21 protein-coding genes and 1 pseudogene are annotated in these 22035 nt (G+C 63.4%); 6 read left to right on the forward strand and 16 right to left on the reverse strand.

The annotated features are described in order from the left end of the window. Window positions 1-53 precede the first annotated feature (53 nt). From PBT88_RS16725 to PBT88_RS16735, 3 genes are all read right to left on the reverse strand, one after another. A complete protein-coding gene (locus PBT88_RS16725; RefSeq protein WP_270076442.1) occupies window positions 54-614 on the reverse strand; it encodes a helix-turn-helix domain-containing protein in 561 nt (186 codons plus the stop codon). A gap of 149 nt (window positions 615-763) precedes the next feature. Then, window positions 764-1393 (reverse strand): response regulator transcription factor, encoded by a 630-nt coding sequence (locus PBT88_RS16730; RefSeq protein WP_270076443.1) that lies wholly within the window; start codon window positions 1391-1393, stop codon window positions 764-766. 41 nt (window positions 1394-1434) lie between these two features. Beyond that, a complete protein-coding gene (locus tag PBT88_RS16735) occupies window positions 1435-2037 on the reverse strand; it encodes a M17 family peptidase N-terminal domain-containing protein (protein WP_270076444.1) in 603 nt (200 codons plus the stop codon). A gap of 232 nt (window positions 2038-2269) precedes the next feature. Between PBT88_RS16735 and PBT88_RS16740 the strand changes: the two genes are divergently transcribed. Next, window positions 2270-2578, forward strand: coding sequence for a UBP-type zinc finger domain-containing protein (locus PBT88_RS16740; RefSeq protein ID WP_270076445.1), 309 nt, complete (start codon window positions 2270-2272; stop codon window positions 2576-2578). A 141-nt stretch (window positions 2579-2719) separates the two neighbouring features. Here the strand turns inward: PBT88_RS16740 and PBT88_RS16745 are convergent, their stop codons facing one another. After that, on the reverse strand, window positions 2720-3541 hold the full coding sequence (locus PBT88_RS16745; RefSeq protein WP_270076446.1) for an alpha/beta fold hydrolase: 822 nt from the start codon (window positions 3539-3541) through the stop codon (window positions 2720-2722). A 76-nt stretch (window positions 3542-3617) separates the two neighbouring features. Here PBT88_RS16745 and PBT88_RS16750 point away from each other — a divergent pair, with 76 nt between their 5' ends. Both PBT88_RS16750 and PBT88_RS16755 read left to right on the forward strand, forming a co-directional pair. Then, a complete protein-coding gene (locus tag PBT88_RS16750) occupies window positions 3618-4286 on the forward strand; it encodes a response regulator transcription factor (protein WP_270076447.1) in 669 nt (222 codons plus the stop codon). A gap of 97 nt (window positions 4287-4383) precedes the next feature. Next, complete coding sequence (locus tag PBT88_RS16755; RefSeq protein WP_270076448.1) at window positions 4384-4767, forward strand: response regulator transcription factor; 384 nt, start codon at window positions 4384-4386, stop codon at window positions 4765-4767. On the opposite strand, the gene PBT88_RS16760 is transcribed toward PBT88_RS16755, so the two are convergent. From PBT88_RS16760 to PBT88_RS21080, 10 genes and pseudogenes are all read right to left on the reverse strand, one after another. Continuing rightward, window positions 4696-6339, reverse strand: coding sequence for an ATP-binding protein (locus tag PBT88_RS16760; RefSeq protein WP_270076449.1), 1644 nt, complete (start codon window positions 6337-6339; stop codon window positions 4696-4698). The two genes, PBT88_RS16755 and PBT88_RS16760, sit on opposite strands and share 72 nt — an antisense overlap. A gap of 143 nt (window positions 6340-6482) precedes the next feature. Then, window positions 6483-7058: a carboxymuconolactone decarboxylase family protein gene (locus PBT88_RS16765; RefSeq protein WP_270076450.1), complete on the reverse strand. Its 576-nt coding sequence runs from the start codon at window positions 7056-7058 to the stop codon at window positions 6483-6485. Between the two features lie 97 nt (window positions 7059-7155). After that, the gene (locus PBT88_RS16770; protein WP_270076451.1) at window positions 7156-10134 is read right to left on the reverse strand and encodes a sensor histidine kinase; all 2979 of its coding nucleotides are present in this window, start codon (window positions 10132-10134) and stop codon (window positions 7156-7158) included. 129 nt (window positions 10135-10263) lie between these two features. Then, the gene (locus PBT88_RS16775) at window positions 10264-11847 is read right to left on the reverse strand and encodes an FAD-dependent oxidoreductase (RefSeq protein ID WP_270076452.1); all 1584 of its coding nucleotides are present in this window, start codon (window positions 11845-11847) and stop codon (window positions 10264-10266) included. A 68-nt stretch (window positions 11848-11915) separates the two neighbouring features. Beyond that, complete coding sequence (locus tag PBT88_RS16780) at window positions 11916-12788, reverse strand: alpha/beta fold hydrolase (RefSeq protein ID WP_270076453.1); 873 nt, start codon at window positions 12786-12788, stop codon at window positions 11916-11918. Then, window positions 12785-13774, reverse strand: coding sequence for an MBL fold metallo-hydrolase (locus PBT88_RS16785; protein WP_270076454.1), 990 nt, complete (start codon window positions 13772-13774; stop codon window positions 12785-12787). Before PBT88_RS16785 ends, PBT88_RS16780 begins: the two co-directional genes overlap by 4 nt. After that, complete coding sequence (locus tag PBT88_RS16790) at window positions 13771-14574, reverse strand: alpha/beta fold hydrolase (RefSeq protein WP_270076455.1); 804 nt, start codon at window positions 14572-14574, stop codon at window positions 13771-13773. Before PBT88_RS16790 ends, PBT88_RS16785 begins: the two co-directional genes overlap by 4 nt. A 136-nt stretch (window positions 14575-14710) precedes the next feature. Further along, the gene (locus PBT88_RS16795; protein WP_270076456.1) at window positions 14711-15694 is read right to left on the reverse strand and encodes an alpha/beta fold hydrolase; all 984 of its coding nucleotides are present in this window, start codon (window positions 15692-15694) and stop codon (window positions 14711-14713) included. Window positions 15695-15813: 119 nt separating this feature from the next. Continuing rightward, window positions 15814-16399, reverse strand: a pseudogene (locus PBT88_RS16800) (NADPH-dependent FMN reductase). A 259-nt stretch (window positions 16400-16658) separates the two neighbouring features. Further along, window positions 16659-17330 (reverse strand): DoxX family protein, encoded by a 672-nt coding sequence (locus tag PBT88_RS21080; protein WP_326521551.1) that lies wholly within the window; start codon window positions 17328-17330, stop codon window positions 16659-16661. A 52-nt stretch (window positions 17331-17382) separates the two neighbouring features. Here PBT88_RS21080 and PBT88_RS16810 point away from each other — a divergent pair, with 52 nt between their 5' ends. The 3 genes from PBT88_RS16810 (at window position 17383) to PBT88_RS16820 (ending at window position 20378) form a co-directional block, all read left to right on the forward strand. Further along, complete coding sequence (locus PBT88_RS16810) at window positions 17383-17697, forward strand: hypothetical protein (protein WP_270076457.1); 315 nt, start codon at window positions 17383-17385, stop codon at window positions 17695-17697. Between the two features lie 129 nt (window positions 17698-17826). Beyond that, window positions 17827-19548, forward strand: coding sequence for a D-lactate dehydrogenase (gene dld, locus PBT88_RS16815; RefSeq protein WP_270076458.1), 1722 nt, complete (start codon window positions 17827-17829; stop codon window positions 19546-19548). Further along, on the forward strand, window positions 19545-20378 hold the full coding sequence (locus PBT88_RS16820; protein ID WP_270076459.1) for an oxidoreductase: 834 nt from the start codon (window positions 19545-19547) through the stop codon (window positions 20376-20378). The genes dld and PBT88_RS16820 overlap by 4 nt, the downstream gene beginning before the upstream one ends. Before the next feature lie 18 nt (window positions 20379-20396). Here the strand turns inward: PBT88_RS16820 and PBT88_RS16825 are convergent, their stop codons facing one another. Further along, on the reverse strand, window positions 20397-21227 hold the full coding sequence (locus tag PBT88_RS16825; protein ID WP_270076460.1) for a helix-turn-helix domain-containing protein: 831 nt from the start codon (window positions 21225-21227) through the stop codon (window positions 20397-20399). A 96-nt stretch (window positions 21228-21323) separates the two neighbouring features. Then, window positions 21324-21986, reverse strand: coding sequence for a serine hydrolase domain-containing protein (locus PBT88_RS16830; RefSeq protein ID WP_270076461.1), 663 nt, complete (start codon window positions 21984-21986; stop codon window positions 21324-21326). Window positions 21987-22035 lie beyond the last annotated feature (49 nt).

The following is a 22035-nucleotide window of genomic DNA, read 5'->3' on the forward strand; positions in this document are numbered from 1 at the left end:
GCTTCGTCCGATCCAGCGGGCAGAGCGCGGCTGGCGCCCTGCCCGTTCTCGTATCAGGCGGTCCGCCAGTTGCGGCGCCATGCGAGCGGCGTCTCGTTGAGGACGCGGCGGAACAGGCGGGTGAGATGCGCTTGGTCGGTGAGACCGCACGCGCAGGCGATCTGGCTGAGCGTGTCGTTGGTATCGAGCATCAGGCGCTGGGCTCGCCGAATGCGCTGGCTGACGATGAACCCGTGCGGGGTCTCGCCCGTGCTGGCCTTGAATGCCCGGCAGAAGTGGCCCGGGCTCAGTTCCGCGACAATCGCCAGATCCTCAATCAGGATGGTGCCGTCGAGCTCTTCCTCGACATAGGCGCGCACCCGCTTGAGCTGCCAGGGCGCTAGGCCTCCCTTCGTGAATTTCGTCGGCTCCGGCACCGACTGCGGCTCGACGATGTCGCGATCGATGACGATCGCATCGGCGCTGCCGAGGAGCGTCGAAACCTCATCGAGGCAGCGGCGCGTGAAGCCGGGATCGACCTCAATCGAACGCCGCGCCTGCCCGAGCAGTTCGAGGAGATAGGGCGGCAGCGAATGCCCTGCGGTAGCGGGCTTCTCGATGGCGTTCAGCAGCATAGCGTGATCCCCAGCCGTGGATGATGGGATCACTATCGAGAGGATTAACCGCGAAATGAATCCAACAGGGGTTGCGTCCACATCCAATCATGGGCCTGTCCACCCCAACCGAAAGTTAGGGGTGCGCCGACAGGCACGGCGGGACAGCCTCAGATTTCGATGATTCCCCGCTTGGCGGCGATGGTCACGGCATGGGTCCGGTCAGCAGCGCCAAGCTTGGAGTATATGACTTTCATGTAGCCCTTGACCGTATCTTCAGAGAGACCAAGTCTGGCGCCGATCTGCTTGTTGGAGTTGCCGGCAGCCGCAAGCGTCAACACTTCCGATTCACGCCCCGACAGGACATCCTCGGCCAAGTGGAGAGCAATGCCCGTCGCGATCTCTGAAGTGAGATGCTTTCCGCCACTGTGGACGGACCGAATCGTGTCGAGCAACTCTTTGCGCATGCTGCTCTTGAGCAAATATCCAACGGCGCCGGCTCGCAGCGCACGCATTGCCTGGGCGTCGCCCGAATAGGTTGTCAGAACGATGATGCGAGACGTGGGATAGACCTTGCGCAGCGTCTCGATCGCGGCAACGCCGCCCATGCCCGGCATCTGCAGGTCCATCAGGACGATGTCTGGATGGTGCTTCTGATAGAGTTCGATTGCCTGCTCGCCAGTTTCGGCTTCCGCCACGATCTCGAGATCACCCTGGGTTTCGATGACCGCACAAACCCCTTCCCGAAGCAAGGGGTGGTCGTCGACTACCATGATGCGGATCTGATCTGACTTGGCCATCCAAACGAGCTTTCCACCGCCCGACTCAAAAGGGCGGATTTCTAATGTTCCCAAACAGTGGCGAAGGCTATGCGAAATTGCTCCGCCAGTCCCGCCGCTTCCACACTCGACGCGAGGAAGGTCCACCGCTCGAGCTTGCCTGGCTGGACTGCGACGACGTCGGTGACGCCGCGCAGAATGGCCCTTGTGCTGGCGGCCGCGTCAAAGCGCGCGCTGCCTGTTTCGAGGCGCGCAGGCGCGAATACGACATGCGCGCCGCCGAGCCGCGACGCCTGATTGGCTGCGGCTCGGACCGCCCGCCGAGTGTGCGACGCGACGCTTCTGCCGGTTGGACCGAGCCCAAGCAGCATGACGCTTTTGGGGACGATCGGTGGCGGCGGCGATGTCAGAAACAGGGTCTCGCCCCATCGGCTGGTGAAGATGCCGTCCGACCGAAGGCGCACGATAGCCCCCTGCATAGCCCGGTTCAGTCCGTCCACCGCAGCGACAAGCTCCGAGCCGATCGGCTTGCGTGAGCAGATTCCGACGATGGCGAGGTCTGCCTCGGTGGTCGAGAGATCACCGACGACGATGTCGATATCAACGTCGCCACATCGCCCAATCGGAAAGATCGAACCGGCCGCTGTCTGTCGGTCATCCGACATTCGCGTACCCCGCTGCACCGCCGTTCCCGATCAACGCTCGTCTCCTTCAGGCGATGGCTCTCACACGGTGAAGAATACGCCATGGATCGCCGGTGCGCGTCTTGGACGGACGTGACCCGTTCGCTTCAAAGCCGGAGATTTTTGCTTTCGGTCCCTCGCTGGGACGCTAGTTTCGGGAATGGACCTGTGTCGTGGCCCGAGCGAAGCCACGACCGCAGCAGGAGAAGCACTTATGTGGCAATGCACCCATGCAAATGCGGAGACCATTCGCTCCGTGACCCCAAGCGCGAAGGGCTGCGAGGAGTGTCTGAAGCAGGACGACTGGTGGGTGCATCTGCGGCTGTGCCGTGAATGCGGCCACGTCGGCTGTTGCGACGATTCCCCCAATCGCCATGCCCGCGCCCATCATCAGGCCACGGGTCACCCGATTATCGAAGGGTACGACCCACCCGAGGGATGGGGCTGGTGCTTCATCGACGATGTAGAGGTCGATCTTCCGGATCAGACACCACAGATCGGGCCGATTCCGCGCTTCTTCTGAGCGAACAAACGAAACCTCCCCTCACCCGCCGAGCGACAAAAACACCAGGGCCGCGATCCATTGGGATCGCGACCCTGGGCTCTTGCGGAGAAGGGCAGCGGTTGGGGGTGCGGGCTGCCCTACAGGCGGGGGCGAGTCGTCTCAGCTCCGCAGGAACGCCAGCAGATCGGCGTTGTACCGATCCTTGTGCGTGAAGGTCAGCGCGTGCGGCGCGCCCTCGTAGACGAGGAATTGCGAGTGCGGGATCAGCTTGTGCGCGGCCGCGGCCGTCGGCGCGATCGGCACCACCTGATCAGCGTCGCCGTGGACGATCAGCGTCGGCATCGTGAAGGCCGCCATGTCGGGCCGGAAATCGCTCTCGGAGAAGGCACCGACGCAGTCATATGTGCCCTTGATGCCGCCCTGCAGCGCAATCTGAAGGGTTTGCTTGAACACGCCATCCGAGACGGCGCCGGGGTTCTTGTTGGTGCCGTAGAAGAGCGCGTTGAAGTCGTCGAGAAACTGCGGACGGTCGGCGAGCAGGCCAGCGCGGATGCCGTCGAAGATCTCCGGCGGGGCACCTTCGGGATTGTCGTCTGCCTTGATGAAATAGGGGGTCACCGCCGACGTCAGACAGGCCTTGGCGACACGCGCGCCGTTGTACTTCGAGATGTAGCGCGCGACGTCTCCGCCGCCCATCGAGAAACCCACCAGCGTCACGTCCTCGACGTCGGCCGTCTCGAGGATCAGCGCGATGTCGTCCGCGAAGGTGTCATAGTCGTAGCCGTCCCAAGGCTGGCTCGACCGACCAAAACCGCGGCGGTCATGGCCAAGCACGCGGAAGCCGTTCATGCCGAAGAACATCATCTGCTGTTCCCACATGTCGGCGCTGAGCGGCCAGCCGTGGCTGAAAAAGATCGCCGGACCGGTGCCCCAGTCCTTGTAATAGATTTGCGCACCGTCCTTGGCAGTTACGTAGGGCATTGTTAAGGTCTCCGCCGGTCGCGGACAGCGCGACCTTCCACCGATCTATTAGGGCCACGCTCCCCCGGGAGATTGTATGGACGGCACTGAATTTGCGCGAACCGAACCTCAAGACATGAGCATGACGTCAGCCTCTGAGCCGAGCGCGATGGTCGTCATCGTGGACGACGATCCACTGGTCCGCTCCTCGCTGGACAGCCTGTTCCGTTCGGTCGGGTACGCCACCCGCCTTTATGGGAGCGGCCGAGAAGCGCTCTCCGACGACTTCTCTGATACGGTGACCTGTGTTGTCACCGACGTTCGCATGCCCGAGATTGGCGGCTTTGAGTTTCAGACAGCACTGAGTTCGCGCAGCGCCGAGATCCCGGTCATCTTCATGACGGGTCACGGCGATATCCCGATGAGTGTCCGGGCGATGAAGGCTGGCGCGGTCGACTTTTTGAGCAAGCCGTTCCGTGACCAGGACATGCTCGATGCTGTAGGTGCGGCAATGGAGCGTGCGCGCCAGCACCGTGAGACAAATCGGGGAAACGTCGAGGCGAAAACGCTCTACGAGACGCTGACGCCCCGAGAACGCGAAGTCATGGATGGCGTCGTGCGAGGCCTTCTCAACAAGCAGGTCGCCGGCGAACTTGGGATCGCGGAAATGACGGTAAAGCTGCATCGCCTGAGCCTGATGCGCAAGATGGGAGTGAAGACGGTTCCGGATCTGCTGCGCCTCTCCGATCTCATTAAGTCAGCGTAACTACCGCTGATCCTAAACCTTCGTTGGGGGTCGCCAACTTTGGCGCAATCAACTACCCCTTGTCACATGTCTATCATCTTTCCGGAGGAGCCGCCCTTTGGGCAACCGCCTTATCGCCGTTGTTGACGACGATCCGCTAGTCCGCTCGGCTACGACTAGCCTGCTCCGGTCCTTTGGGTACGATTGCTGCGCCTTCAGTTCGGCCGAAGAATTCCTGCAGGACGAAGAGTGCGATTATGCGTGTGTCGTGAGCGACATCCAGATGTCCGGCATGTCCGGCGTCGAGTTGGCGCATCTCCTCCATAAGCAGGCACCCCCGCCGCCGGTGATCTTGATCACCGCCTATCCCGAAGCCCGAGCCGCGCACGCCAAGAGTTCGGGTGTGGTGCTGGACCTGCTTGAGAAGCCGCTAGACGGCGACGCTCTCCTGGGCGCCGTCCGAGCGGCGATCGGCGATCCCGACGTCGAGGTCGACGCTTAGCGGCAGCATCACCTCGACCACGGCGCCGCCCTCTTCGGAATTGCGACGGGTGATCGCCCCCTCGTGGCGATCAACCGCCATCTTTGCGATCGAGAGGCCAAGCCCCATTCCGTTGCGCTTGGTCGTGTAGAAGCTTCCGAAGACGTTACCGCTCTCCGAAACGTCCCAGCCCGGGCCGGAGTCCGTCACGGCGATATACGCCTGATCGCCTTTGCGATCGAGGGTCAGCGTCACGATCCTGCGCTCCGGAGGCGTGTTGACCATCGCCTGGATCGCATTGGTGATGAGGTTGATGAGGACCTGCTTCAGGAGGATGCGATCGCCTCTCACGGTCAGCGTGTCGTCGGTCTCGGGAAGGATGATCAGGCGGGCACCATGCTCGGCCGCCTCACGCCGCATCAGCGCCACCGTCGTCGCAATTAGCCCATCGAGCTCGATATCGCACAGTTCGATGCGCGCCTGGCCGACCAGCGCTCGCACGCGCTGCATGACGGTGCGCGCGTGCTGAACTCCCATCGTCAGACCGGCCAATGCCTCCTTCGCCTCCATGAGGTTTGGCGGGTTTCGGCTCAGCCATCGGTTTGCCGCATCCGCATAGCTTTGGATCGCCGACATCGGCTGATTGAGTTCGTGGGCGATCGAGGCGGACATCGCAGCGACGGCACTCGTTCGCTGCGACTCCGCAAGCTCCTCCCTCGTCCGCAAGATCTGGGTTTCGAGCGCGCGCCGGTGTGAGACGTCGAGGATCGAGCCGGGCACGCGATCGAGCGAAGCATCCGGCCCAAGTCCGAATGCAACGATGATCTGACGCGCCTCTCCGTTCAGCGGCATGACGATAGCCTCTGTCTGAAAAAGCGCGCGCCGCTCGTCGATCGCTACAATGCATTCCGCGAAACTGTCGTCGGTTTCGGGCAGGAAGCCGCTCAGATGGCTGAAGAAGTCGTCCTTGTTGGTCACGCCCATCATGGTCAGCGCGGTGGCGTTCACGTCCGTGATCCGCACCGACCGTCGCATCTCGATCACGAACTCCGGGTGTTCGGCGACATAGCGGCGAATATCCGTTACGCCGCCATCGCGCAGACGCTGGAGTGCCGCGACAATAGGCGTGAAGTCATGCTCCCAGATCGCGATCGCCAAGGTGTCGAAAACGATCCGATATCGGCGGTCGCTTCGCTCGACCGACGACTTGGCTGAGTGATTGCGGAGCAAAAGGATTGTCGCGACCAAAAGCACGGTGAGGCCGATGCCGAGATGCGCGAGCGCAAGCGGCGGCGCGCCATAGCTCCTGAAGATCGAATACCCCAGCACGGCCAGCGCAGCGCAGACCGCAGACCAGACCAGGATGGACGTTCGCCGGTGCGGCCCACCGGCACTCGTACCGATTAGAAGGACCAGGACATACAGGCTTGCGACTGCAAGATCATCGCGTGTGAACGCGTCCAGACTGAAGATCGCAGCAGCCAGCCCAGCAGCGAAAATCCAGACGCCCGGCAGCCGTCCGGCGGCTGAGGGAGACGGGGCTTCTCCGCGCATGCGCCCGGATGGGCCTCGAAGGATCGCCTGCGAAAACATGAGTCCATTTTAGAGCTTTCTGGCACGCGAGCAGCCCCCCATAGCGTCGTCGCACACCACCCGATCGGGGGTGTTGCAAATGCCACAATACTGAATTCTCTTGAGTTTCAGCCGCGCCCGAAAAACTCGACTTTAACTCCGGCTTAGGCGTCAGCTTCGTTCGGAACAGGGATGCCGAATCCATTGAGGGTCATCGATACGAAGCAATAATGGCCCACCAGGTAGATCAGTTCGTTGGTGCCCGCCTGCCCGAACCGGGAGATCGCGAGCGCGTAGAGCGGGTCAGGTAATACCCCTCCGCGCAGGAGCGCCTTGGCGACATCATGGGCAACTGCCTCGTCGTCATCGAGATCGTCGGGCCGTTCACCGGCTGCCAGTGCGGCGAGACGCCGCTCCGACATGCCGTGCATGCTCGCAGCGACGGCGCCGTGGGCATAGGTCTCGTAGGCCGCGGCGAAATGGGCACCGGTCACGAGGATCGCGATCTGCCGTGGCCCGTCCGGTATCCGCCGAGCCTTTGTCATCGCCTGGGTAACGGTCCAGAAGGCTTGCCCAAGCTCCGGATCGTGCAGCCACGCATTCCACGGGCCAAGCATCGCTCCATCGGCCCGCGCCGTGACAAATGCGTTGTACTTGGCGGCCACACCCGCCCTCATCGCTTCGAACAGTGGGACTTGGTCGGCACTGAGATCGGCCGGGGTAATGGGAGGAAGGCGCATCGGGAAGTCCTTTCTCGCAGACGATAGGCTCCGCGGCAGCAGACCGAAATCGCATGTCTGCCGATTGCATCGCCCCCGTCCAACTCATGGCCAGAACTTACAAATCTCCTTCGATTCTCCGCTGCCAAGGCCACCAGGACCATGACCGATAGGCAATCCTTGCCGGCACCCGAACATGGACCAAGGTTCCTTTTTCCCGGCTGCTTTCGATCTTGAAGGTAGCCCCGAGGGCCTCTGCGCGCTCGCGCATACCTTGCAGCCCGAAATGCCCACCGCGACCTCCATTGGTGAGGATTGCGTGATCAATGCCGTCGCCATCGTCGCGGACAATGACATCGAGGGCACGGCGACCATGTCCGATTTCGACGCTCACCTGCCGCGCTCTGGCGTGTTGTCGCGCGTTGGACAGCGCTTCGCTGACAATAGCGACCAATTCGTCGATCACGGGACCGCAGATCGGACGCGGGGAGCCCGCAACGCGTACCACCACCTCCTCAAATCCCAGCGCTTCGATGTGCTTCTCAAGCTCTCCTGGCGCTGATGCTCGCAAGTCGCGCACGCGCTCGCGGCTCTGGACGATGACATCGTCTCCGCGCTCAAGCGTCTTCTCGATCATGCCGCGCGCGCGTGAGTCGGCGGGGATCACCTCCGCGACCGCCTGGAAGCGCATCATCAAGCCCTGAAGCCCTTGGAGAAGCGTGTCGTGCAACTCACGGGCAATCCGTTCCCGCTCCTCGACGCGCGCCTCGACGCGCGCACGGATCCCCCTCGCTATGCTCCGGGTCCGCCACCTGACCAGTGCTACGAGGGAGAGGATGATCAAGAGTGCGAGAAGCGCCGCGAACCACCAGGTCTGATAAAAATGCGGGGAGATCGAGAACTCGACCGAGGCGCCATCCTTGTTCCAGACACCGTCGCCATTCGAGGCAATCACCTGAAACCGGTAGTGACCTGGAGACAAGTTGGCATAGTCGGCCTGCCGCCTACCGTTTGCATCGACCCAATCCTTATCGAAACCGATCAGTCGGTAGCGGAACCTGTTCGCTGCGGGATCGGTAAAGCTCAGCGCGGTAAATTCGATCGCAATTCGCAATGTGCCGGCCGGCAGGTTGGGCGATGGCCCGCCCAGTGGCACAGCGCGATCGTCGGCAAGGAGCGACCGAACTGCGACCGGCGGTGCAAGCACGTTCCGGTCGAGCCGCGTTGGGTCGACCCAGGCAAGCCCGCGGTTTGTCGCGAACCACACGCGTCCCGAAGCATCTTCGGCGACATCCGACATGTTGTAAGCATCTGAACGCGCCTGCAGACCAAGATCGCGGCCGAAGATGAAAGCGGGTAGTTTTCGCGCCGGGTTGTCGAACGCCGCATTGAGATCAGCAGTGCTAATTTTTGCGATCCCCTGCGCGGTAATGATCCAGGTGCTCTTGTCGGGGCGAGGCAGGATGCCGCCAACGTTGACGAGGAACGGATGACGGCTGTCGTCGATGGTTTGAAACCGATGACCATCATATCTGGCGATGCCGTGTTCACCTCCGATGAGAAGTCCTCCCGGAATCGCGGTCACCGTCTTGATGAAACCGACAGGAATGTTCCGCCCTTGCCATAGCGTTGACAACCGGCCGCCACGGAAGCGACGCAGGCCTTCCAGCGCGCGGTAGAAAATCAGATCTCCGGGGCCAAGGGATCGGATCATCATCGGATGGGCACCGCCGGTAATAGGGCCAGAAGCCGGTGCTACTTTGCCGCCGCTGAGCACATAGAGATCGCGGGCCCCGACTACCCAGTCGCCATTCCCCATAGACGCGCAAGCAGGAGCGATACTCTTCGACGTTGGGTCGAAGATGGTGCGGGAAACGCTGCCATCCAATCCTACAACGTAAAGTCCGAACGTCGTCGACATCAGGACGCGGCCACGCTCGTCGCCGCAGATTGTACCGGTAATACCGTCGAACGAGAACACCTGTCTCGCATGAGTCGAGGCCCCGGAAATTCGATAGAGTCCGGTGACCGTTCCGACAGACAGCGCCTTTGAGGCCGGGTCGCGGACGAAGCCGGTCATCAGAGGCGGAACCGTCGCGTCAATGTGGACCGCCACCGCAGATAAGCGGTCCAGTCCACCAGCGCTTCCCACCCAGATATTTCCTTCGCGATCCTCGAAGATGGAACTCGCGATCGGGCCGAGGATTCCAGGAAAAACCTCGACACCGGCTTCGGAAATATTCGCCTCAGCCGACCGTTTGAGAGCCGACGCGGTGACCCTGACCAGGCCCTTCTCGCTCGCAGTGATCCATAAAGATCCGTCCCGATCGAGAAGCACCTTGCGACCGATCACGGTTCCGCGAGCTGAAGGAATCATGATCTTGTGACCACTTCCATCGAGCCGGCGAAGGCCATCATCGTCGAGAATCCAAGCATTACCGTCGGAATCGCGCGAGAGAGCCGACTGCTGGCCGGCTTGCGCCGGCAGCTTGGAATAGGTTTTCGTTCGCGGGTCGATACTCAGGACCGTGTGGAAGAGTGACAACACAATCCTGCCGTTCGGTTCGGTCAGGATGTCGTGCGGCGCTTGCTGTGGCGCCGCCGTCTCAAGGTTGAGCCAATGCGAGCGTCCGTCCTTGAAGTACCGAAGCCGCTTTGTGGTCGCGCCCGGCGTCATCGCCCAAATCGCGCCGTCCGTCCCTTCCGCGAACAGTTGGGCCGTCCCGCGCGGCGTCCCATCGTTCACACTGTGGAGCTTTCCGTTTCGATAGACGGCAAACCCTCCATAGTCGTAGCCGACCCAGAGATCGCCATTTCGGGCGGCAAGAAGCGCGGTTACCTGGAGTGAGCGCGCCGGATCTCGGTCGACAGGCTGGATCAGCTCGAACATGATTCCATCGAACCGATAGAGGCCGGTCGCTGTACCGAGCCAGATGAAGCCGTCGGCGGTCTGGGCGATAGCGAGGATATTCGCGGGAGCGCCATCGGCGATCGACCACTTGGCGTGACGCAATTCGGAGATGGGCTGTGCTGGATCGAGCGCCCGCGCGGGTCCTCCGCAGCAGATGAGCAAGCTGACCGCGAACAGGGCAGCCACGCCATAACGCCATCCAAAGGTCCTGAACGGAAATGGTCGAGACTGGTCCACAGGGCATCCTATCGCAGCTTCGCGAGAGGTCACGGGGTTTTGGTCGGCGAAAGCGGCTCGCGTTGGCTTTTACTCACACTAACCGATCCGCTCGAGATACCCGTGGATCGCCTGGATTACGACGGAGCCCTCCCCAACCCCGGATGCGACCCGTTTGACCGACCCTGCTCGGACGTCGCCCACCGCGTAGATGCCCGCCGTCGCCGTCTCGTACGGCGATCCCAGCGGCTGTCCCTCTGCGTCACGCCCAGTGAGGACGAAGCCATTGTCGTCGAGCGCCAAGCAGTCGCGGAGCCAGTCCGTGTTGGGCTCGGCCCCGATCATCACGAAGAGCGCTCCGCACGGAATGCGGGTCGTCTCGCCGGTGCGGATATTGCGCCACTCAACCTCTTGCAGACCGGCGTCGCCCGCAACTGCCGAAACCTCGCTGTAGGTATGAAGCGTGATCCGGGGCGAGAGATCGATCCGCTGAACCAGATAGTCGGACATGGTCGCGGCGAGCCCGTCCTTGCGAACAAGGATGTGGACGTGCCCGACATGCCGCGACAGGAAGACTGCCGCCTGTCCCGCGGAATTTCCGCCACCAACGACGACCACATTGCGGCCTTCGCACAGCTTCGCCTCCATCGCAGTCGCGGCATATTGGATGCCGGCGCCCTCATAAGTCTCGTAACCAGGGACATCGAGCCGCCGGTACCGCGCACCGGTGGCGACAACGACGGAGGACGACCGCACCTTCTGACCGTCCTCAAGTTCGAGCACGAACGGGTGCTTCGAACAGTCGAGCGAACTCACCATCCGCGATACCGCGATCCTGGCGCCGAACTTCTGCGCCTGGACCTGCGCACGTCCGGCTAGCGCCTGGCCGGAAATCCCCGTCGGGAAGCCGAGATAATTCTCGATGCGGCTGCTCGTCCCGGCCTGTCCACCCGGCGCCAGCGCCTCGATCACGACAGTCTTCAGACCCTCGGATGCCGCATAGGTGGCGGCCGCGAGCCCGGCCGGTCCAGCTCCGACGACCGCCACATCCCAGACATCGTCATCGGCAAAGCGGTCCGTGAGCCCCAGGCGATCGGCGAACTCCACGGTCGATGGATTGCGCAGAATGCTCCGGTCGGGCGTGATGACGGCCGGCAGATCCGCCAGCTCAAGCCCCAGCTCCTGTAGGAGGTCAATCGCGAGCGGGTCGGCGACCGTGTCGATGAGCTTCAGCGGGTACCCGTTGCGCGTCGCGAAGCGCTCGAGACGCAATGTGTCAGCGTTCGCCGCCGGGCCGATCAGCGTGATGCCGGCTTCGCCGTGATGGAGGAAGCCCATGCGGCGCAGGATGAAGGCGCGCATGATGATCTCGGCGATATCGGGCTCGCCCGAAAGCAGCCGCCGGAAGCTCTTCGCGGGCACGCGGATCACCCGTGCGGCGGTCAGCGCGCGGGCAGAAACGAGCAGCGCCCGCGCACTTACATGGTCGAGTTCGCCGCTGAACTGGCCATGTCGGTGGACGGTCAGAAGCCGCTCTTCGTCCTCGGCATTTCCGGCAAAGAAGATACCGACCTCACCTGTGATGATCAGGAAGAAATCCGCGTCGCGTTCGCCGCGCGCGAACAGGGTCGTGCCGGCGGCGAGCTTCTCTTCCGTGCCATAATGTGCGGTGCGCTCGATCATATCGGCCGAGAAGACCGGATAGATCTGCGCAGCCCGCGCATAGGGATCGTCACCCTCGACCATCGCGATCAACCCGCCCTCCCGGTCCATCCCTGGAGGAATTCGAGGAGGAGCGCATTGACTGCCTCGGGCCGTTCCTCGTGCGGTAGGTGACCACAGCGATCGATCGGCACGGCGCGCAAATTCTCGGCCATCTCGCTCCAGACCTTGGGCATGTCGAACATCTCGCCGACCGCACCAAAGTTCGCGCCCCACAGCGCGAGCGTCGGGCACGCGATCTTGACGTCGGCGTCCTCAAGGTCCTGGGCCACGTCCTCGGCATTGGCGCGGTAGTCGGCCATCGCGCCGCGCACGGCTCCCGGTGCACGATAGGCGCGGACATAGGTGTCGAACGCCTCGCCGCTGATCGCGGCCGGGTCGTACGCCCAGTCGGAGAAGAACCAGCGCAACCACTGCTCCTCCTTGCCGGAGATCAGCGTCTCGGGGAGGTCGGGGATCAGATGGAAGAGGAAGAACCAATAGGCTTTGGCGATGCGCGCATCGAGGTCGCGGGCGACGATCCGGGTCGGAACATTGTCCATCACCACCAGCCGGTCGACCCGATCGGGATAGTCCTTGGCAAAGCGGGTCGCGACGCGCGCGCCCCGGTCGTGTCCGACCAGCGCGATCTTGTTGATCCCGAGCTTGTCGAGCAGGGCTGCGAGATCGCGCGCCATGTTCCGCTTGTCGTAGCCCGACGCTGGCTTTTCGGTTTCGCCATAACCTCGCAGATCGGGGACGATCAGCCGGTAGAGTTCGCCCAGCACCGGGATCTGGTGGCGCCACGCGAAGTTCGTCTCGGGAAAGCCGTGCAGCAGCACGACCGGGGCGCCCTCGCCGGCGTCGATGAAATTCTGACGGATGCCGTTGGCGCGGATGGTATGGTTCTCCAGGCGGATCATGGCTGCGTCCTGTTGAGGGTGTAATTGAGGGGAACCCATTCGAAGCGATCAGCACCGGTGCGCCGAATGTGGCCGACACCCGGGAAGGAGATGTGGGCGCCTGCGACGAGCCACTTTTCCGAAGCAGCTTGCGCTATCAGCTTTTCTCGCGCCGCAACGGCCATCGGCACGTTCCAGTCGTAGCGGATCGCCACATTGGGATCGGGAAACTGGACTGGCGCCATATGCACCGTGTCGCCCCAGAACAGCAGGCTCTGACCGCCGTCCTGCAGCAGGTAGACGGTGTGGCCCGGGGTGTGGCCCGGAGCCGCTATCGGCGTCAGACCCGGCACCAGCGCCGCGCCTTCGTCGAAGAGCTTTACCCGTCCGCTCTGCTGATAAGGCAACACGACCTTCTGCACGGCCGGGAAGAAGGGCTTGAGCAGATCGTTGACCGTCGCCTGATTGCGATTGTCGAGCCAGAAGTCCGCTTCCTTGCGCGGGATGTGGATGATGGCCTTGGAGAAAACGGGTTGCCCGTCGAGCACCAGTCCGCCGGCATGGTCCTCGTGCAGGTGCGTGATGAACACGTCGTCGACCTGATCCGGCGTGTAGCCGGCCGCCGCTATCGCCCGCTTCAGACCACCGCCGTCCTTGCCGTAGAGATTGCCGGCGCCTGTATCGATAAGGACGAGCCGGCCATCCATGTTGACGAGAAAGGCGTTGATCATCCCTTCGTAGCGAAGCGGCAGGAAATCGTCCTTCAAGGTCGCGGCGACCTGGTCCTCCGTAGCGCCGACCGCCACCTTGTCCGACGGAAAGGGGTGCGTCCCGTCGAGCAGCGCCGTCACCTCGAAGCGACCGACGAAGAACCTGAAATAGCCCGGCGCCTGCCCGCCGACCTGGGCGGTCGAAGGCGCAGCAGAGGGAAGTGTCTGCTGAGCCATCGCGTGTGAGGCAAGGGCAAGCGCCAGGGGCGCCGCTGCGAAGAGGATCAGGGACCTCATTTGCGTGCGGCGACCGAAGCGACCGCGTCCTCGATCACGGCGGCGACCTCCTTGGGGTGCGACAGCAGCGAGACGTGGCTCGACTGCAGGACGGTGGTCTTCGCCTTCATCTGCGCGGCGAGATCACGCTCCATCTGTGGCGAGATCACGCGGTCATTCGCCGAGACGATGTACCAAGAGGGCACGGTGCGCCACGCCGGCGCGGTGACCTTGTCGCCGAACGTGCTCGCGGCAAGCGGCCCCTGGGTCACGAAGAGCGTGCGCGCTTCCTCGCGCGGCAGATCGGCCGCGAAATTGTCGATCATCCCCTGCTCGGTCTGACGCAAGAAGCCCTTGCCGTCGTCCCATACGGTGCCGAGCGCGGGCGGCTTGGGATAGGCACCGACGAGATCGCCGCCGGTCTGCCCTTCCTTGTTGGCAAAGGCCGCCACATAGACCAGCGCCTTCACTTTCGGGTCGGTGCCCGCCTCGGTGATGACTGTCCCCGCCCAGCTATGGCCGACCAGCACGACCGGACCATTGACGTCGGCGAGGACGCGCTTGGTGGCCGCCACATCATCGGCGAGCGAGGTCAGCGGATTCTGCACGCCGAGCACGCGAATGCCCTTGGCCTGCAGCAGCGGGATGACCTTCGCCCAGCTCGAGCCATCGGCCCAGGCACCGTGAACGAGGACGACGGTCGGCGCGCCGGTCTCGGCGGGCGCGTTGGTCGGCGCCGTCTGAGCGACCGAGGCCGAGCCGAGGAGTGCGAGCGGTGTGGTGGCGAGCGCGAAAGCGACGAGCGAGCGGGTGAGTTTCATGCGAGTTTCCTGTGATTTGCTTCTGAGCTTGGATGGCACCCGCCAGGTCAGCGCGATTGTCGAAACCGCGGAAGATTTGGATGGTGCGGTCATGGAAAATGACCCGGCGCCGGGGCGGGCGCCGGGTCAGGCATGCTCAACCCTTGATGAAGGAGAGGATGTCGGGGTTGAGAACGTCGCCGTTGATCGTCAGCATGCCATGCGAAAGGCCCGGATAGATCTTCAGCTTGTTGTTCGGCAGCAGCTTCGCCTGGAGGAGCGAGGCGTCCTTGTAGGGGACGATCTGGTCATCATCGCCCTGCAGGACGAGCGTTGGCACCTTGATCGCCTTCAAGTCCTCGGTCTGGTCGGTTTCCGAGAAAGCCTTGATGCATTCGTAGTGCGCCTGCGCACCGCCCATCATGCCCTGACGCCACCAATTCTGGCGTACGCCCTCGATCACCGACTTGCCCGGGCGGTTGAAGCCGTAGAACGGGATCGGAACCTGCCAGTAGAAGTCGGCGCGGTTCGCGGCGAGCTGCGCGCGGAAGCCATCGAAGACCGAGCGCGGCAGGCCGCCGGGGTTGAACGCCGTCTGAACCATGATCGGGGGAACCGAGGCTACGAGCACGGCCTTGGCGACCTTACCGGCGCCGTAGCGCGCGACATAGCGCGCGACTTCGCCGCCGCCGGTCGAGTGTCCGATATGGATCGCATCCTGGAGGCCGAGCTTCTTCACCACGGCATCGACGTCGGCCGCATAGGTGTCCATGTCGTTGCCCTTCGCGGTCTGCGTCGAGCGACCATGGCCGCGCCGGTCCATTGCGATCACGCGATAGCCCTGCGACAGGAAGTAGAGCATCTGCCCATCCCAGTCGTCGGCGCTGAGCGGCCAGCCGTGATGGAAGAAGATCGGCTGCCCGCGACCCCAGTCCTTGTAGTAGAGACGCGTTCCGTCCGCCGCCGTTGCATAGCCATCGCCGGCCGGGCCGGACGTCGGCGCCGCCGCGGGCGCGGCCTGCGCAACGTCCGACATCGTCGCGGTGAGTGCCGCGGCGCCGACGGTCAGGCCGGCCCCGGCAAGAATTCCACGACGGGTGAAATCCCCGCCCTGACCGTCCGAACCGTCATGTTCACGCATTGTCGTCTCCTTTTCGTGTTCGGAGACGATCTGCCGCCTTGCGGGGTCGCGCGATTGTCGAAGCGGGTGACGATTGGCACGAAACGAACGCGAAGCAGCGGGTGCCGACCTGCCGTCGTTCAATAAGGCGGCGCGACCGCCTCGTGCTGGCGGCGGGCGGCATCGGCCCACCAGCTGAGTTCCTCGGCCAAGCGATCGAAGCTGTGGTCGAGCGAGGCGCCGGCGGTCCGATCGGCTCGGCATTCTCGTCTAGCGCTGCGGTGACGGGACCGACCGCGAGCGTGCTCGGAATCACCACCATGCCCATCTCGGCCAATGTCGGGTGCCACGCAATTCGGCGCGGGCTCCGGCGAACCGTCCGGCGGAATAGGTGGCGAGCGCGGCCGGCCGCCAAAACCATTCTTCGAGGAAATGGTCGGTGAGGTTCTTGAGGCCAGGCTGGACGCCCCAATTATACTCGCCCGCCACGAACAGAAATGCGTCGGCCGCAATGATCTTGTCCGCCAGCACGCGCATTGCTTCAGGCGCTGTATCGCCAGGATATTCCTTGTACATCCGGTCGAGGATCGGCAGCCCGACCGCCTTGGCGTCGATCAGTTCGGTCTCGACACCGCGCGCCGTGAACTTGCGGACGCAGTAATCGGCCAGTCGGATTCCAGCGCGGTCCGATCGGTATGAGCCATAGAGGACGAGCAGCTTACGCATCGGCCGCGCTCCTCAATCGAACGTGTTCGAGGCCGGCGGATCGCTCGCGGGGAAGCTCTCTTCTTCCGCCTCGTCGATGTGCGCGTCGTCGTCGCGCTCGGTCTCTTCGTCGTCGGGTGGCATCAGCATGGTCGACTCCTCTGCGAGCGGACCAGCCTGGTCCTTTCGAGATTGCCAGTCTTGCACAGGACGAACGCGACCTGCACGAAAAGACCGGACAGTTACCTGCCCGGTCTGATCGATTGGACGATGTCAGTCTTCAGCGACGGGCGTCGAGGCTCCAGGCGCCGCCGCCCAGCGCGATCACGTTGAGCAGACCACCAGCGATCGCGACGTTCTTAAAGAAATGGATGAACTGGTTCTGGTCACCCAGCGCCGAGTGGAAGGCGAGCGCTGTTGCGATCGAGAACACGGCGAGGATGCTCGCAACCAGCCGGGTGCGATAGCCGAGAATCAGCGCAACGCCGCCGACCAATTCGACGAGGAGCGCGATCGCGAGACCGACCTGCGGAAGTGGCAGGCCAGCGGACTGGATGTAGCCAATCGTCGCAGCCGGAGCAGCGACCTTGGAAAGGCCGCTCAGGATGAAGATCGCGGCGATGCCGATGCGACCGATAAGCGGAAGCGCGGCGGCAGAGCTCGCCGCCGTAGTCGAAGCATTGTAGGGAACGGTTGCCATTGAAAGTCTCCAATCGAAGGCGAACCATTGCTCGCCAGTGACGGCACAAATGGCGACATGTTCGACGTCACAACAGTGGAACAAAGTCCTCCGAACTGTTCGACGAAGTGGAAAAGCTGCCACGCGATGAGCCCCTGAAACGGACGGCGAATGCAACATAGGCGTCCAATCATCGTCGGCTTCCTTCCGATAATATCTCCGCCAGCCACCCAACGTTCGAAAACGTCGAACAAGTTCGGGGACTTTATCCACCTGTTTCGAGACGCCTCGATCGTGATGGTGGAGCCACCAGCAGGAGGACATCATGACCAGCAGTGCAACGCCCGATCTGAGCCAGAATGAATGGGCGGCCGTCGCCGTCGCGCTGAAGGATGCGAACGATTGCGGATGTGCGACCGAGCCTTTGCCGAGCGAGGCAGGCATCGTCCACCGCGCCTTCGGCGCGCTGTTCGGCGCTCGCGGCCGCACGCCGCTTGCCGATCCCCGTCTCGAAGCGATCCGTCGCTTCGTCTGCGCGAGCTACCGCAAGCGCCAGCCCGCGAACGAGTTCGCCAAGCCGCTCGAGGAGCACGGCTTCAACAGCGCGCAGATCGAAGCAATGGGTCGCCTGGCGCGCTGAGCGCGAGGGCGTTCACGCGAGGATCGAACAAAAGCCGGCAAGGCCAGCCAAGCGTCGCGACGTTTGGCTAGGCACTATTGAGCGAAGATTGCGAGGCAGACGCCTCGCCCAGCTTGATGGACCCAGCCGATGAACGCACCTGTAATCACCCCCTCGAAGGCTGCATCTGGCGCCCTGCTGCGCCGCCTGAGCGACATCGTCGGGTCGCGCTTCCTCCTGACCGGCGAGCGCGAGACCCGGCGCTTCAGGACAGGGTTCCGCTTCGGCTCGGGTGATGCGCTCGCGGTCGTCCAGCCCGGCAGCCTCGTCGAACTCTGGAGGGTCGCCAAGGCGTGCGCCGAGGCCGGCGTCATCGTCATCATGCAGGCTGCAAACACTGGCATCACGGGCGGCTCGACCCCCGACGGCAATGATTATGATCGCGACATCGTGATCGTGAGCACCACACGGCTCCACGGCATTCAGCTTATCCGTGGCGGCGCGCAGGTAATCTGCATGCCGGGCTCGCGCCTGTTCGAGCTTGAAGAGATCGTCGCGGCTGTCGGTCGCGAACCCCATTCCCGCATCGGCTCGTCCTGCATTGGCGCATCGATCGTCGGCGGGATCTGCAACAATTCCGGCGGCGCTCTCATTCACCGTGGCCCGGCTTATACCGAGATGGCGCTGTACGCCCGCATCACCGGGGATGGCGCGATCGAGCTGATCAATCATCTCGGCGTCGACCTCGGCTATGATCCCGAGGCGATGCTGGCTCTGCTCGATGCAGGCTCGCTCGACGATGCGCGGATCGTCGATGATCCCTCGCGGGTCTGCTCCGATCACAGCTATCAGGATCACGTGCGCCAGGTCGACGCCGACACCCCTGCCCGCTTCAATAACGATCCCCGGCACCTCCACGAAGCAGCCGGCAGCGGCGGCCACGTGGTCGTCTTCGCGGTGCGGCTGGATACTTTCCCGCTCGAGGACGGCGTGACCGATTTCTACATCGGCTCGAACGATCCGGCCGAGCTGACGGCGATACGCCGCACGATCCTGAGCGACTTCGCCTCGCTCCCGGTACAGGGCGAATATATCCACCGCTCCGCGTTTCGCCTAACCGAGCGCTACGGGAAGGACACCTTCCTCGCGATCCGCTACCTCGGCGCCAAGACATTGCCCAAGCTCTTCGCCCTGAAGGGCCGGGTCGACGCCTTCTTCGGCCGCATCTCCTGGGCACCCAGAGACATCTCGGAAAAGGTGATGCAAGCCGCCGTCGCCTGGCTTCCCAACCATCTGCCCGAGCGAATGCGCGACTTTGACCGACGCTACGAGCATCACCTGATCCTGCGCATGGCGGGCGAAGGGGTAGAAGATGCGCGCAAGCTGCTGAAGAGCGTGTTCCCCACCGGCAGCGGCGACTTCTTCGAATGCACGAAGGATGAGGGCGAAAAAGCCTTTCTGCACCGGTTCGCGGTCGCCGGCGCCTCGATCCGCTACCGCGCGCTCCATCGCGAGATCGTCGACGACTTCGTCGCGCTCGACGTCGCGCTGCGCCGGAACGACGATGACTGGGATGAAAAGCTACCGCCGGAACTCGCCGATCGGATCACCGGGGTGAGCTATTGCGGTCACTTCTTCTGCCACGTTTTCCACCGGGACTATTTTCTGAGGAAAGGCGAGAATCCGGTCGCCTTCGAGCATGACATGCTCGTCTATCTCGACACGCGCGGCGCTGAATATCCAGCCGAACATAATGTCGGGCACCTGTATCCGGCCAAGCCGCCGCTCCAGAAGCATTACCGCGACCTGGATCCGACCAACAGCCTGAACCCAGGCATCGGCCGAACCTCGAAACTGGCGAACTGGCAATGAGCAGGATCTGGCTGATTACCGGCGTCAGCAAAGGGCTCGGCCGCGCCGTCGCCCAGGCGGCCCTCGAGGCGGGCGATATCGTCGTGGGGTCTCTCCGCCAAAGAAGCGAATGCGACGATTTCGAAGCAATCGCGCCCGGACGCGCCCATGCCCGTCTGCACGACGTGACCGAGCTCGGCGCCGCCGCTCCGTTGATCGAAAGCGTCGAGCGGGATGTTGGGCCGATCGATGTCCTGGTCAACAATGCGGGCTACGGTCACGAGGGCCTGTTCGAGGAGTCGTCGATCGACGACATGCGCCGGCAGTTCGAGGTCAACGTCTTCGGCGTCGCAGCGGTGACGAAAGCGGTTCTGCCGTTCATGCGCGCGCGCCGCGCCGGCCGCATCGTGAACATCACGTCGATGGCCGGCCTCGTCTCTTTTCCCGGACTCAGCCTCTACCACGCCAGCAAATATGCGCTCGAAGGCCTGTCGGAGAGCGTCGCCAAAGAAGTGCGTGGTTTCGGCATCTATGTGACCGCAGTCGAACCAGGCACTTTCCGCACGGAATGGGCGGGTGGCTCAATGATGCGCTCGCCGCGCGCCATCTCGGATTATGACGCCTTCTTCGATCCTCAGCGCGCGCGACGTGCAGCGAATAGCGGCCACCAGATCGGCAATCCCGCGCAGCTCGGCGCAGCGATCCTGAAGCTAATCGCTGCCGAGAACCCGCCGCTCCACCTATTGCTGGGTTCGGACGCTCGGCAGCTCGTTGGCGAGAAACTCGCACAAATGCAGGCTGAGTTCGATGCATGGGAAAGCGTGACGCTCTCGACCGACTTCCCCGCCTGACAGAAGGCCCACGCCCGTTCATCGACTGATTTGCTGGACGGGTCCGCTTTGCTGCCGCCGCCACTCGGCGGGCCCTGCCCCGGTTTGTCTGCGGAACATCTGGCCGAAATGCGAGGGCGATTGAAATCCGACCGCGAGTGCGATCTCGATCACCGACATCCGCGTGTGCGCCAGATACTCCTTCGCTCGCCCGATGCGCAGCGTCTGCAGGCGCGACAGGATGGTTTCGCCCGAAATCTCTACGAACAACCTGGTGAGGTGGCGGCGCGAGATACGGAAATGGTCGGCCAGCACGTCGAGGTCCAGCGGTCGATCGAGATTGCCGTCGAGAAAGGCATGGATCTCGCGTACCAGGGCGGCCCCGTGAGCCTGTGTCGTCGAACGGCGCAACCTCGGCCGGCTCGCCGAAATTGCCAGACATTCGAATGCCAGCAGAGCATCGAGACGGCGAACCCGCTCCACGTCCAGGCTCGTCTCAGCGCCGATGGTCATTTCGTGCCGCGCCGCCATCAGATGCCCAAGCGTCGCCGAAGCGGTCCAGGCCCCCATCGGCGCCTCCTCGAGAAGCTGGGCGCGCTGTTTTCCGTTTCGGGCCACCGCGGCAACGGTATCGCTATGGAGGTAGATCGCGACGTGGCTCTGCGTCTCGGTGACGGAGATGCTGCTGTGCAGAGTGCCGGGAGGGACGATGAGGAACTGCCGGCCAACCAGTGCGGTCGCCCATCCCGCACGCTCATCGCGTACCTCGATCAGACCGCGGTCCGGGATCATCACCATATAGTCGTCGTGCCGGTGCGCTGGCATCCGGTATCCGCTTGTCGAATTCTGCGCGCTGCGGGTGACCTGCATCCCGAACCCCTCGTGCCATCATGGCCACGGTGAGGATGGTTCGTCATCTGCCGGGTTCCGTCAATCCCGATCGCGCCCTTTTCTCGGCAGGTTCGCTCAATCGTGAAGCGCGCGGGCGACCGCTGCGAAGAAGGCGAAGTCATTGAGCTGCAGCCGCGCTTCGGAGGTCGGCTTCGATCGCGCGCTCAGAGCAACCACCACCAGATGCTCGCGCGGGTTCACATAGATATACTGGCCGAAGATCCCGATCGCGCAGAAGGCGTCCTTGTTGATCGGGTCCGACTGGTCCGGGATCCACCACATATAGCCATAATCGACCTGCTTCCCCCCGATCTGGTGGGGAGCGCCGGCTTGGGAGAACCAGTCATCGGGGACGATCCGCCTGCCAGCGACCATGCCCCCGCTCGCCGCGACCAACCCGAACCGGCCATAATCGCGAAGGGTGGCAGCAAGGCCGCCGCCGGCCAGCGTCATGCCGCCCGTGCTCTCGGTCCACCAGCTCGCGTCGCGTTTCATTCCCGCCGGCTTCCAGATCTTCTCCGCGAGATAGGTCGAAAGCGGCTTCTTGGTGGCGGCTTCGACCACCGCGCCAAGCACATAGGTCTCGCCCGTGCTGTAATTCCAAACCGAACCGGGCGCGCCCGCCTTCGGCAGCGCGCGCATGAAATCGACGGCGGTCCCCGGTCGGAAGAGCATCTGCTGAGCAAGCAGCTTGCGACGGTCGGACGACGGATCCGTATAGGTTTCGTCCCACCGCACACCCGAGCCATCATCAGCACGTCGCGGATCGACACCCCTTCGTACCCGC

Origin of the sequence: Sphingomonas abietis, assembly GCF_027625475.1 — a bacterium.
Lineage (GTDB): Bacteria > Pseudomonadota > Alphaproteobacteria > Sphingomonadales > Sphingomonadaceae > Solisphingomonas > Solisphingomonas abietis.